General features: G+C 71.6%; 12 protein-coding genes. 3 read left to right on the forward strand and 9 right to left on the reverse strand.

The features are described 5' to 3' along the window. Window positions 1-147: 147 nt before the first annotated feature. From ruvA to ACIGFK_RS25550, 6 genes are all read right to left on the reverse strand, one after another. Entirely contained in the window at window positions 148-771 is a 624-nt protein-coding gene (gene ruvA, locus ACIGFK_RS25525; protein WP_376659697.1) for a Holliday junction branch migration protein RuvA, read from the reverse strand. Then, window positions 772-1299 (reverse strand): crossover junction endodeoxyribonuclease RuvC, encoded by a 528-nt coding sequence (gene ruvC / locus ACIGFK_RS25530; protein WP_376659696.1) that lies wholly within the window; start codon window positions 1297-1299, stop codon window positions 772-774. It abuts the gene before it with no gap. 119 nt (window positions 1300-1418) lie between these two features. Next, window positions 1419-2171: a YebC/PmpR family DNA-binding transcriptional regulator gene (locus ACIGFK_RS25535; protein ID WP_376659695.1), complete on the reverse strand. Its 753-nt coding sequence runs from the start codon at window positions 2169-2171 to the stop codon at window positions 1419-1421. Window positions 2172-2228: 57 nt separating this feature from the next. Then, a complete protein-coding gene (pdxT, locus tag ACIGFK_RS25540) occupies window positions 2229-2822 on the reverse strand; it encodes a pyridoxal 5'-phosphate synthase glutaminase subunit PdxT (RefSeq protein WP_376659694.1) in 594 nt (197 codons plus the stop codon). An 8-nt stretch (window positions 2823-2830) separates the two neighbouring features. After that, the gene (pdxS, locus tag ACIGFK_RS25545; protein ID WP_365033999.1) at window positions 2831-3748 is read right to left on the reverse strand and encodes a pyridoxal 5'-phosphate synthase lyase subunit PdxS; all 918 of its coding nucleotides are present in this window, start codon (window positions 3746-3748) and stop codon (window positions 2831-2833) included. Window positions 3749-3906: 158 nt separating this feature from the next. Next, entirely contained in the window at window positions 3907-4449 is a 543-nt protein-coding gene (locus ACIGFK_RS25550) for a hypothetical protein (RefSeq protein ID WP_376659693.1), read from the reverse strand. A gap of 108 nt (window positions 4450-4557) precedes the next feature. On the opposite strand from ACIGFK_RS25550, the gene ACIGFK_RS25555 reads away from it, so the two are divergent. Next, window positions 4558-5148: a hypothetical protein gene (locus ACIGFK_RS25555; protein WP_376659692.1), complete on the forward strand. Its 591-nt coding sequence runs from the start codon at window positions 4558-4560 to the stop codon at window positions 5146-5148. 13 nt (window positions 5149-5161) lie between these two features. Here ACIGFK_RS25555 and ACIGFK_RS25560 read toward each other — a convergent pair whose 3' ends face one another. The 3 genes from ACIGFK_RS25560 to pgsA are packed head-to-tail and all read right to left on the reverse strand — an operon-like array spanning window position 5162 to window position 7922. Further along, window positions 5162-6331 (reverse strand): glycosyltransferase family 4 protein, encoded by a 1170-nt coding sequence (locus ACIGFK_RS25560; protein WP_376659691.1) that lies wholly within the window; start codon window positions 6329-6331, stop codon window positions 5162-5164. After that, window positions 6331-7233 (reverse strand): phosphatidylinositol mannoside acyltransferase, encoded by a 903-nt coding sequence (locus ACIGFK_RS25565; RefSeq protein WP_386468995.1) that lies wholly within the window; start codon window positions 7231-7233, stop codon window positions 6331-6333. The genes ACIGFK_RS25560 and ACIGFK_RS25565 overlap by 1 nt, the downstream gene beginning before the upstream one ends. Beyond that, window positions 7233-7922, reverse strand: a complete 690-nt coding sequence (gene pgsA / locus ACIGFK_RS25570; protein ID WP_386468998.1) for a phosphatidylinositol phosphate synthase — start codon at window positions 7920-7922, stop codon at window positions 7233-7235. The genes ACIGFK_RS25565 and pgsA overlap by 1 nt, the downstream gene beginning before the upstream one ends. Before the next feature lie 240 nt (window positions 7923-8162). On the opposite strand from pgsA, the gene ACIGFK_RS25575 reads away from it, so the two are divergent. After that, window positions 8163-10367: an elongation factor G-like protein EF-G2 gene (locus ACIGFK_RS25575; protein ID WP_386469001.1), complete on the forward strand. Its 2205-nt coding sequence runs from the start codon at window positions 8163-8165 to the stop codon at window positions 10365-10367. A 131-nt stretch (window positions 10368-10498) separates the two neighbouring features. Further along, the gene (locus ACIGFK_RS25580) at window positions 10499-12166 is read left to right on the forward strand and encodes a hypothetical protein (protein WP_376659687.1); all 1668 of its coding nucleotides are present in this window, start codon (window positions 10499-10501) and stop codon (window positions 12164-12166) included. Window positions 12167-12173 lie beyond the last annotated feature (7 nt).

Below are 12173 nucleotides of genomic sequence, written 5' to 3' on the forward strand. Positions count from 1 at the left end.
CCGGACCCCGGTCCCCGGATATCCAGCCTCGCCAGGAAGCACCTCCCAGCGGTAGCCGGGGGAGTTTGAGGCGCGGGGTCTGGGGCGGAGCCCCAGGGAACGGTGGAAGGGCGGGTAGGGGAACAGCCCCGCGCAGCGGTGGGACGGTCAGCGGGCCCGGTTCAGGGACTGGAGGGCCGCGCGGAGGAGCTGCGGGACGGGGGCCGAGCCACCGGCGGCGATGGCGGCCTCCGCCTGCGGCGTCACGGCGGAGACGGCCTCGTCCGCGTCGCGGGAGGCGTAGCCGAGGCCGATCAGGGCCGCCGTGAGCTGCTCCGTCCAGGGCGCCGGACCGGACGCCACCGGGGCACGCTGCGCTCCGACCACGGCGGCCGCCCCCAGCTTGCCCTTCAGCTCCAGCAGCAGCTTCTGCGCGCCCTTCTTGCCGATGCCGGGCACCGCCATCAGGGCCTTCTCGTCACCCGACTCCACCGCCAGCCGCAGCGCGTCCGGGCTGTGCACCCCGAGCATCGCCTGCGCCAGCCTCGGCCCGACCCCGCTCGCCGTCTGGAGCAGCTCGAAGACCTGCCGCTCGTCGTCGTCGGCGAAGCCGTACAGGGTCAGGGAGTCCTCCCGGACCACCAGGGAGGTGGCCAGGCGGGCCGGCTCCCCCGTCCGCAGGCCCGCGATCGTGTTCGCCGTGCACTGCACGGCCATCCCCACTCCCCCGACCTCGATCACGGCCAGGGTGGGGGTGAGTGCGGCGACCGGGCCGCTGACGAAGGCGATCATCTACTTACGGCCTTTCGAGGCGTGCTGGGCGACCGCCTGCTGGAGGCGGTTCTGGGCGGGGGCCCGCCAGATGTGACAGATGGCGAGGGCGAGGGCGTCGGCGGCATCGGCCGGCTTGGGCGGCGCGGCCAGCCTCAGCAGCCGGGTGACCATGGCGCCGACCTGGGCCTTGTCGGCGCGGCCGCTGCCGGTGACGGCGGCCTTGACCTCGCTGGGGGTGTGCAGGGCGACAGGTATCCCCCGGCGCGCCGCGCACAGCATGGCGACGGCGCTGGCCTGGGCGGTGCCCATGACGGTGGAGACGTTGTGCTGGCTGAACACCCGCTCCACGGCGAGGATTTCGGGCTGGTGCGCATCGAGCCATTCCTCGATGCCCTGCTCGATGGCGACGAGCCGGTGGCCCAGCTCCGCATCGGCGGGCGTCCGTACGACCCCCACCCCGAGCATGGTCAGGGGACGGCCGGCGACCCCCTCGACCACGCCGACGCCGCACCGCGTCAGCCCCGGGTCCACACCCAGTACGCGCACCCCGCCCCCTCCGTCTTCGATCGCCAGTGCGTGCAGGCTATCCCGCACCACTGACAACGCCGACGGGCCGACAGGGTGTGTCCTGTCGGCCCGCCGGTTCCGCTCAGCTCTCGGCAACGCTACGCGTCGACCTTCTCCATGACCTCGTCCGAGACGTCGAAGTTGGCGAAGACGTTCTGGACGTCGTCGCTGTCCTCGAGCGCGTCGATCAGCTTGAAGATCTTGCGGGCGCCCTCTTCGTCGAGCTCGACCTGCATGGTCGGGACGAAGCTGGAGTCCGCCGAGTCGTAGTCGATGCCGGCTTCCTGGAGCGCGGTGCGGACCGCGACCAGGTCGGTGGCCTCGCTGATGATCTCCCAGGTCTCGCCGTTGTCGTTGACCTCTTCGGCACCGGCGTCCAGGACCGCACCCAGGACGTCGTCCTCGGAGAGCTCGGCCTTGGGCAGGAGGATGACGCCCTTGCGGTTGAACAGGTACGAGACCGAACCCGGGTCGGCCATGGAGCCGCCGTTGCGGGTCATGGCGACGCGGACGTCGGAGGCGGCGCGGTTGCGGTTGTCGGTGAGGCACTCGATGAGCACCGCGACGCCGTTCGGGCCGTAGCCTTCGTACATGATCGTCTCGTAGTCGGCGCCGCCGGCCTCGAGGCCGCCGCCGCGCTTGACCGCGGAGTCGATGTTCTTGTTCGGAACCGACTGCTTCTTGGCCTTCTGAACGGCGTCGAAGAGCGTCGGGTTGCCCTCGATGTCGGCACCGCCCATACGGGCCGCGACCTCGATGTTCTTGATCAGCTTCGCGAAGAGCTTGCCGCGCTTGGCATCGATCACGGCCTTCTTGTGCTTCGTCGTAGCCCATTTAGAGTGGCCGGACATCCGCCTGTCTCCTTCGCGTAACCAACAGTGTTCGTGCCCGATCCTACCGGGAACGGGTCACAGCCCTGCGCGCACCATGTCGACGAAGTACGCGTGAACGCGATCGTCGCCGGTCAGCTCGGGGTGGAACGAGGTGGCCAGGACGTTGCCCTGACGCACGGCGACCGTGTGGCCGTCGTACGTGGCGAGCACCTCGACGGAACCGCCGACGGACTCGACCCACGGGGCCCGGATGAAGACGCCCTCGACGGGGCCGCCCTCGATGCCCGCGAAGTCGATCTTCGCTTCGAAGGACTCGTTCTGCCGCCCGAAGGCGTTGCGGCGGACGATCATGTCGATGCCGCCCAGGGTCTCCTGGTCCTCACGGCCGTCCAGGAGCTTGTCCGCGAGCATGATCATGCCGGCGCAGGTGCCGTACACGGGCATGCCTGCTGCCACGCGCTCGCGCAGCGGCTCCAGCATGCCGAACAGCACGGCGAGCTTCGACATGGTCGTGGACTCGCCGCCGGGGATCACCAGGGCGTCGACCTCGGCGAGCTCCTCGGGGCGCCGGACCGGCCTGGCCACGGCGTCAGCCGCGGCCAGGGCGATCAGGTGCTCCCGTACGTCGCCCTGGAGCGCCAGGACACCGATCACGGGGGTGTTCGTCATGGCAGTGACTACCAGCCGCGGTTGGCGTAGCGCTCGGCCTCGGGCAGCGTGTCGCAGTTGATGCCGACCATGGCCTCGCCCAGGTTGCGGGAGGCGTCCGCGATGATCTTCGGGTCGTCGTAGAAGGTGGTGGCCTTCACGATGGCGGCGGCGCGCTTGGCCGGGTCGCCCGACTTGAAGATGCCGGAGCCGACGAAGACGCCCTCGGCGCCGAGCTGGCGCATCAGCGCGGCGTCGGCCGGGGTGGCGACGCCACCGGCGGAGAACAGGACGACCGGGAGCTTGCCGAGCTCGGCGACTTCCTTGACGAGCTCGTACGGGGCGCGCAGCTCCTTGGCGGCGGCGTACAGCTCGTTGTTGTCGAAGCCGCGCAGCTTGGCGATCTCGTTCTTGATCTGGCGCAGGTGGCGGACGGCCTCGACGACGTTGCCGGTGCCGGCCTCGCCCTTCGAGCGGATCATGGCCGCGCCCTCGGCGATGCGGCGCAGGGCCTCGCCCAGGTTGGTGGCACCGCAGACGAAGGGGGTGGTGAACGCCCACTTGTCGGAGTGGTTGACCTCGTCGGCCGGGGTCAGGACCTCGGACTCGTCGATGTAGTCGACGCCGAGGGACTGCAGGACCTGGGCCTCGACGAAGTGGCCGATGCGGGACTTCGCCATGACGGGGATGGAGACGGCCTCGATGATCTCTTCGATCATGTTCGGGTCCGACATGCGCGCCACGCCGCCGTCCTTGCGGATGTCGGCGGGGACCCGCTCCAGGGCCATGACGGCCACGGCGCCCGCGTCCTCGGCGATCTTCGCCTGCTCGGCGTTGACCACGTCCATGATCACGCCGCCCTTGAGCTGCTCGGCCATGCCGCGCTTGACGCGCGAGGTGCCGATGGCCGACTCAGCGGACTGGGGGGTGGTGGGAAGCGTGCTCACGGATGACCTCACTCGAAGGGAACTCGGAAAGGGGCGGGTACTACTGGCAGAGGAAACCCCGGCGGACCAGTCCACTGCAAGGGCCAATATGGAGCAGGTGGCTCCTCCACTGGTCCATTGCGGTCCATTGCGGCCTGTCGCGACCCACCGTCGCTCTGCTACGCGGGCCGGTCCGCGAGGTCGGCCGGGGGCTCGTCGTCCATCTCGAAGGCGAGCGGGAAGGGGGCGTGCCCGGCCAGCCGGAACCAGCGCACCTTGCGGTGCCTGCGCAGGGCCCGTGCGGCCCGTACGGCGTCGTTGTGGAAGCGGCGCGCCATAGGCACCCGCCGCACGGCCGCGGCCAGGTCCTCGGCGGCCTCCACGCCCCCCGGGGCCGCCTTCAGCACCTCGACCTGGTCCGCGTCGGAGAACACCGCCCGCAGGGCCTGGCTGAGCTCGCTCTCGGCGACCTCCCGGTTCTCCTCCTCGGCCTGCCGCGCCGCGTGCGCGGCCTCGTACAGCACCAGGGAGGACGCGGGGTCCAGGGCTCCGGAGGTGGCCACCTCCAGCACCACGGAGGCCCGCCGCACGAGCTGCGCGTCGAGCGCGGCCCGCGAGGCGTCCATCCGCGAGTGCAGCCGGTCGAGCCGCCCTGCAGTCCAACTCAGGTAGACCCCGACGACTCCGAGAGCGAGGGCAATCCAGACAAGGGTTTCGATCACGGGCGGCGACACTACCGCCCGGCGGCCCGCAGGCACTCATCCGCGTTCATCGGGCACCGCCGCGGGACCGTAGGGTGGGGCGCCACTACCGACCGGGGGGATCCGAGCATGGCCACGTACCGCAGACCTACGTCGATCGCACTGCTCGTGGTGGCGGTCGCGCTCGTGGCGAGCGCTCTGGTGGCCCACCTCTGGGGCGGTTCGCAGGGCGGGCTCGTCCTGCTGAGCCAGGTGCGCACCCACTTCGTCGCCATGGGCTGGCTGACGCTGGCCGCCCTGACCGGGGCGATCGTGCTGGGCCGTCTCAAGCCGGTGACGCGCATCGTCCTCTGCACGGCGCTGCTCCTCCCCGGCCTGCCGGTCATGTTCCTCGCCACCGTCCTGGCCGGCCTGGGCGGCGGGCAGGACCAGACCCGGAGCACGGCGGCCCCCGGCCGCGACGACCGGCGGCTGGTCGTCGAGGAGGGCGCGGCCATGATCGACCCCCTCTGGTACGTGTACGTCCACGAGGGCCACTGGCCCCTGGAGCGCCGCTGGGCCGTCGGCTACTTCAACGGCGACGCGCCGGACAACGCACTGCGCGAGGCGGCGTGGACGGCCCCCGACCGGATCCGCATGACCACCACCGAGGGCAAGGTCTTCGAGGTGACCGTCGCCCCCGGCGGACGGCCCGACCAGGTCGCCTCCGCCGGCTGGTGAGCCGTCCCGCCCGTCAGGAGGACGGGTCGCGGGAGAAGCCCAGCCTCGTGCGGAGCGGGACGCGTTCGTCCGTGGCCACCGCTGCCGCGCCGTCCGTGACCGTTTCGTAGACCGCCAGGATGTCCGCCCCGACCGTGGACCAGTCGAACCGGCGGACGTGGGCCGAGCCGCGGGTGCTGAGTTCCTCGCGGCGGGCCGGGTCGCGCAGGAGGGCGATGGCGCCCTCCGCGAGGGCGTCCGCGTTCTCGTTGGCGAAGAGGTCGCCCGCGCCGCCCTGGTCCAGGACCTGTGCGAAGGCGTCGAGGTCCGAGGCCAGGACCGCCGCGCCCGCCGAGAGGGCCTCGACCAGGATGATGCCGAAGCTCTCACCGCCCGTGTTCGGGGCGACGTACACGTCCACGCTGCGCAGCAGCCGCGCCTTGTCCTCGTCCGAGACCATGCCGAGGAACTCGACGCGGGAGCGGAGGTCCGCGGGCAGGGACGCCACGGCCTCCTCCTCGTCCCCGCGCCCGGCCACGAGGAGCCGGACGTCCGGGCAGGCCTCCGCGATCTTCGGGAAGGCCGCCATCAGGACGGGCAGGCCCTTGCGGGGTTCGTCGATGCGGCCGATGAAGCCCAGGGTCTGGCCGGACCACTCGGGGTTGGGGTCGGCCTTCGCGAAGAAGTCCACGTCCACGCCGTTGGGGATGACCACCGCGTCCCCGCCCAGGTGCTCGACCAGGGTCCGCCGCGCGTACTCGCTCACCGCGATCCGCGCACTGATCTTCTCCAGCGCCGGCTGGAGGATCGGGTACGCCGCGATCATCGCCCGCGAGCGCGGGTTCGAGGTGTGGAAGGTGGCCACGATCGGCCCCTGCGCCGCCCAGCAGGACAGCAGCCCCAGGGAGGGGGAGGCGGGCTCGTGGATGTGGATCACGTCGAAGGTGCCGTCGTGCAGCCAGCGGCGCACCCGGGCCGCGGAGAGGAAGCCGAAGTTGAGGCGGGCGACGGAGCCGTTGTACGGGACGGGGACGGCCCTGCCTGCCGAGACCACGTAGGGCGGCAGCGGGGTCTCGTCGTCGGCCGGGGCCAGGACCGACACCTCGTGGCCGAGGCGGATCAGGTGCTCCGCCAGGTCGCGGATGTGGAACTGGACGCCGCCCGGTACGTCCCACGAGTACGGGCAGACGATGCCGATCTTCACTACGGGCGCTCCTCCAGATCGTCCAGCCAGAGCCGCTGGAGCATGTGCCAGTCCTCGGGATGCTCGGCGATGCCCCAGGCGAAGGCGTCCGCGAGCGCCTGCGTCATGGCGTCGGTCTTCTCGACCCGGGTTCCGGTCTTCGGCACCTCCACCTCGGGGTGGATCCGGCCGTACATCTTCGGCGAGTCCCCGTAGTACAGGGTCACCGGGAGCAGTATCGCCCCCGTCTGCTGCGCCAGCAGCGCCGGCCCGGCCGGCATGCGCGCCGTCGAGCCGAAGAAGTCCACCTCGACCCCGGAGGCCGACAGGTCCCGGTCCGCGACCAGGCAGATCAGGCCGCCGGAGCGGAGCCGGCGGGCGAGGGTGCCGAAGGCGGCGCCGCCGCTGTGCGGCAGCACCTCCATGCCGAGGCTCTCGCGGTAGGCCACGAAGCGGTCGTAGAGGCTCTCGGGCTTGAGGCGCTCGGCGACCGTGGTGAAGGGGACGCCGAGGTGGCCGGTGACCCAGGCCCCGGCGAGGTCCCAGTTGGCCAGGTGCGGCAGGGCCGCGATGACCCCGCGGCCGGAGGCGATGGCCTCGCGCAGGATGTGGTCGTCCTTGAGCTGGACGTCCTCGCCGAACCGCTGCGGGTCCATCGTCGGCAGCCGGAAGGACTCCATCCAGTACCGCATGTACGAGCGCATGCCGGCCTGCGACAGCTCGCGCAGCCGCTCGGGCGTGGCGTCCGGCACCACGCGGGCCAGGTTCGACTCCAGGCGCAGCACGCTCTTGCCGCGCCGCTTCCAGGCGTAGTCGGCGATGCGGCGGCCCAGGGCCACGGCGGCCGGCTCGGGGAGCTTCTTCACGCCGGCCCAGCCGAGCCCGTACAGCCCGTCGACCAGCTTGTCCTGTGCCTTGCCCATCAGGCGGCACCGCCCTCGGCCGGCGAGGACGGCGAGGACGGGGAGGCCGGCGCCGCGGCGTCCGCCTCCGCCGACTCACGGCGTACGGTGACCACGCGCTGGATCAGCGTGACGAGCGAGCCCACCGCCACGATCCACAGCGCGATCGGCAGCAGCACGCCGATCCACGAGGGCACGCCGAAGGTCTGCAGCCCGGACAGACCGGCTGCGACCAGCGAGATCACCAGGCGCTCGGCCCGTTCGACCAGACCGTTGACGGCCACCGGCAGCCCGATCGACTCGCCCCGGGCCTTCGTGTACGAGACCACCTGCCCGCTGGCCAGGCAGAAGATCGCGACCGCGCACAGCGCGTTGTCGTTCCCGGAGCCCGCGTACCAGAGCGCGAGGCCGCCGAAGATCGCCGCGTCCGCCACCCGGTCGAGGGTGGAGTCGAGGAAGGCGCCCCAGCGGCTGGAGATGCCGGCCTGGCGGGCCATGTTCCCGTCCACCAGGTCGGAGAAGACGAAGACGGTGATGGTGATGGTTCCCCAGAAGAACTCTCCCCGGGGGAAGAAGAACAGCGCTCCGGCCACCACGCCGGCCGTGCCGATCAAGGTCACCGCATCCGGGCTCACCCCCCGCCGGAGCAAGAAAGCGGCGAATGGCGTGAGAACACGCGTGAAGAATGCACGCGCGTACTTGTTCAGCATGGCCTTCCCGGAGGGTCGCTGGGCCGCACGGCCACCACGGCCACCGGCTGGCCCATCGTAGCCAGCGCGCCGCCCCGGGGACGCCGCGCACCCACCGGTTCCTTCCGCTTGAGGATCCGGCCGTGCCCCGGACCGCCGGCGGGGCCGGTCCGGGTACGACGTATGGACGCGGTGTGACAGCGGTGCAAAGCTCGAAGGACACCCACCTCCTCACCGTCACCACCGGGAGGCACGAGAATCATGGGAGCCACATCACACCAAGCCGGAGCCGCCGGCAGGGCACTGACGGCCGACCGGCCGGCATCCATACGGAACGTCGTGCTGGTCGGCCACAGCGGATCCGGCAAGACGACACTGGTGGAAGCGCTCGCCCTGACCGCCGGAGCGGTCAACCGGGCGGGCCGGGTCGAGGACGGCGGGACCGTCTCCGACTACGACGAGATCGAGCACCGCCGACAACGCTCCGTCCAGCTCTCCCTCGTCCCCGTCGAATGGGGCGGGATCAAGATCAACATCCTGGACACCCCCGGATACGCCGACTTCGTCGGTGAGCTCAGGGCCGGTCTGCGCGCCGCGGACGCGGCCCTTTTCGTCGTCTCCGCCTCCGACGGCGTCGACGGTGCCACCCGCATGGTCTGGGACGAGTGCGAGGCCGTGGGCATGCCCCGCGCCATCGTCGTCACCCATCTCGAGGCGGCCCGCTCCGACTACACCCAGATGGCGACCGTCTGCGGCGAGATCTTCGGCGCCGACGACCCCGACGCCGTCATCCCCCTCTACCTGCCCCTGCACGGCCCTGCCGGAGCCGACGGCCACGCCCCGGTCACCGGCCTGCTCGGCCTGCTCTCCCAGCGCGTGTACGAGTACTCCTCGGGCTCGCGGGTGGAACGCGACCCGGATCCGCAGGAGCGCGCCCTCATCGACGGCGCCCGCTCCCGCCTGATCGAGGGGATCATCGCCGAGAGCGAGGACGAGAGCCTCATGGACCGCTATCTCGGCGGCGAGGACATCGACCTGAAGACCCTCGTGGACGACCTGGAGCGGGCGGTGGCCCGCGGCACCTTCCACCCGGTCCTGATGGCCGCCCCCGCCACCGACGGGGCCAAGCAGGGCCTGGGCACCGTGGAGCTCCTCGAACTGGTCACCGGCGGCTTCCCCACTCCCCCGGAACGCCCCGCCGTGAACGTCACCGCCCCCGACGGCTCCCCCCGCCCCGCCGTCACCTGCGACCCGGACGGGCCGCTCGTCGCCGAGGTCGTCAAGACCTCCTCCGACCCGTACGTCGGCCGCGTCTCCCTCGTCCGCGTGTTCTCCGGCACCCTGCGCCCCGAGGCGACCGTGCACGTCAGCGGCCACGGGCTCGAGGACCGGGGCCACGAGGACCACGACGTCGACGAGAAGATCGGCGCCCTCAGCTCCCCCTTCGGCAAACAGCAGCGCGTCCTGAACCACTGCATCGCCGGAGACCTGGCCTGCGTGGCCAAACTCACCCGCGCGGAGACCGGCGACACCCTCTCCGCCAAGGACGACCCGCTCCTCATGGAGCCCTGGACCATGCCCGACCCGCTGCTCCCCCTCGCCATCGAGGCGCACAGCAAGGCCGACGAGGACAAGCTCAGCCAGGGCCTGGCCCGGCTCGTCGCCGAGGACCCGACGATGCGGCTGGAGCAGAACCCGCACACCCACCAGGTCGTCCTGTGGTGCCTCGGCGAGGCCCACCAGGACCTCGCCCTGGAGCGGCTGCGCACCCGCTACGGCGTCCAGGTCGACCCCGTTCCGCACAAGGTGAGCCTGCGCGAGACCTTCGGCGGCAAGGCCGCGGGCCGCGGCCGGCACGTCAAGCAGTCCGGCGGCCACGGCCAGTTCGCGATCTGCGAGATCGAGGTCGAGCCGCTCCCTCCGGGCAGCGGCATCGAGTTCGTGGACAAGGTGGTCGGCGGCGCGGTGCCCCGCCAGTTCATCCCGTCCGTGGAGAAGGGCGTACGGACGCAGGCCGCGCGCGGGGTGGCGGCCGGCTATCCGCTGGTCGACGTGCGCATCACCCTCCTCGACGGCAAGGCGCACTCGGTGGACTCCTCCGACGCCGCCTTCCAGACGGCCGGCGCGCTGGCCCTGCGCGAGGCCGCGGCCGAGGCCCGCATCGAGCTGCTCGAGCCGGTCGCCGAGCTCGCGATCCTCGTCCCCGACGAGTACGTCGGCCCGGTCATGAGCGATCTCGCGGGCCGCCGCGGCCGGGTCGTCGGCACCGACCAGGCCGGTCCCGGGCGCACCCGGGTCCGCGCCGAGATCCCCGAGATCGAGATCGGCCGGTACGCGGTCGAGCTGCGTTCCGTCTCGCACGGCACGGGCCGCTTCGCCCGCGCCTACGCCCGGCACGAGCCGATGCCGCCGCAGATCGCGGACAAGGTGCGCGAACAGTCCGAGAAGGGAAGCAAACTGACATAGCGTCGGGAAGGGCCGCCCGCCAACCCGCTTGCGGTGGGCGGCATTTCCCTGTCCCATGACCATGGGGCGGGAACCGCCGATAGGCTCTTCGGCGCACCAAAGAGCACGAACGCACAGCGATGGGGGCAGCGGTGGCGGACGACGGATTCGACTTCAGGCCCGGGGCGCAGATTCCTCTCCAGGGCGGTGGCGGGCAGACGGCGGCGACCAATGCCCTGGCCTCGGCCGCGTACCGCGACGGTGGCGGGGACACGAAACTCGCGACGATCCTCACCGCCAACAGCGAGAACCACCCGGCCACGGTCAAGGCCGGCAAGATATCGCTCTTCGAGCCGAACCTCGGCGAGGCCTTCTGCCGGGCCGTCGAGGCCCGCACGCTCGGCTCCGCCCGCAAGCCGCTCATCCAGTCCTTCGGCGCCGACCCGCAGACCGTCGTCGAGCACTGCCTGGCCGCCTCGCGCATCCGCAAGGAGCGCGACCGCAAGCTCCGCCTGATCATGCTGGTCTGCGGTGTGCTGTTCCTGCCCGGCCTGCTGCTGTGGCTGGGGCTCTTCCAGCTCCGCAAGACCCTGGCCAACAGCGAGGGCAAGCGCGCGTCCTGGATGGGCACGGCGGTACTGGTCGGCATCGCCGTGGTGGTGGCGGTACTGATGTTCCGGCTGCCCCTCACCGGCTTCCTCGGCCTCTACCTGCGCGGCATGGTGATCGCCCCGGCCCTGGGCTGGCTGCTCGCCCGCCGGCTGTGCGAGTCCACCGCCGCCGACCTGCGCTCACGCTGGGACGGCCTGCTGGCGGGTGACGGGATCGGCGCGAAGATCCCGGAGGCCGTGCCCGGCAACCCCGACGAGAAGGCCCGCGAGGACCTGCGCCACTCGCTCGCCAAGCTGACCGCGGAGGACCGGAGCAACCAGGTCTTCTACGCGGGCCCCAAGGGCATCCTCGGCATGGGCACCCGCTGGGGCAGCTGGCAGATGGCCGAGGAGCTCGCGCCCGTGTCCGAGGGCGCCGAGATCCATCCCTTCCGCAGCTGGGACGTCATCCGCGCGATCGACACCGAGCTGCGCAAGCTGGAGCGCGGCCCCCTGCACACCGGGGGCTTCCCCACGGCCGCCATCCAGCACTGGATCGTCACGCCGATCGGCGAGGGCGCCGCCGAAGTGGCCCGCCCCGCCGGCGAGAACATCGACAACTTCCTGATCAAGCCGCACGAGATCACCCGGATCTGCAACGAGCAGCAGTTCAGCTCCGGCAACCGGCACTACCTGGGCATCCAGTACCCGCTGTGGGACGGCCAGCTCGTGATCAACATGCTGGTCACCGTCACCGTGCTCTACAAGACGCTGCGGGTGGACGTCACCGCGCACGCGCTGGGACCCGTACACGGCCTGTTCACGACGAAGTCCAAGGCCCCGGTGGTCGAGGTCCCCAAGAGCATCCGCTTCTGGGAGACCGTCGAGCGCCCGCAGCCGCTGGTGGACGCCAGCGAGGTCGTGCGCCTCGCCGTCCGGGCCCCGCTGACCTGGTTCCCGCCGATCCTGGACTACTTCGGCGGGAAGCTGGTCCTGCCCGAACCCTTCGGCATCCGGCACGTGTGGGCCGGCTCGATGTGGCGCCACCGGTTCATGGCCGACGACGCCCTGCGCACGGTGGCCCCGGTGCTGCGCGCGGTCCACGCGGCGACCTTCAGGGTCCTCGAGGAGAACGGCGTCGACACCGACCGCTTCACGAACCGCTCCTCGATCATGAGCGGCCTCATCCAGGAGCCCGCCCCGCGCAAGGCGGACGTCTACGACGCGTAGCCGGCGC

It is taken from the genome of Streptomyces sp. NPDC085524, assembly GCF_044541755.1.
GTDB lineage: Bacteria > Actinomycetota > Actinomycetes > Streptomycetales > Streptomycetaceae > Streptomyces.

Coding starts and splice junctions, on each gene's coding strand:
- ACIGFK_RS25575 (WP_386469001.1), top strand. CDS start 8,163: ATGGGAGCCACATCACACCAAGCCGGAGCCGCCGGCAGGGCACTGACG.
- pdxT (WP_376659694.1), bottom strand. CDS start 2,822: ATGACGAACACCCCCGTGATCGGTGTCCTGGCGCTCCAGGGCGACGTA.
- ACIGFK_RS25565 (WP_386468995.1), bottom strand. CDS start 7,233: ATGGGCAAGGCACAGGACAAGCTGGTCGACGGGCTGTACGGGCTCGGC.
- ACIGFK_RS25555 (WP_376659692.1), top strand. CDS start 4,558: ATGGCCACGTACCGCAGACCTACGTCGATCGCACTGCTCGTGGTGGCG.
- pgsA (WP_386468998.1), bottom strand. CDS start 7,922: ATGCTGAACAAGTACGCGCGTGCATTCTTCACGCGTGTTCTCACGCCA.
- ruvA (WP_376659697.1), bottom strand. CDS start 771: ATGATCGCCTTCGTCAGCGGCCCGGTCGCCGCACTCACCCCCACCCTG.
- ACIGFK_RS25535 (WP_376659695.1), bottom strand. CDS start 2,171: ATGTCCGGCCACTCTAAATGGGCTACGACGAAGCACAAGAAGGCCGTG.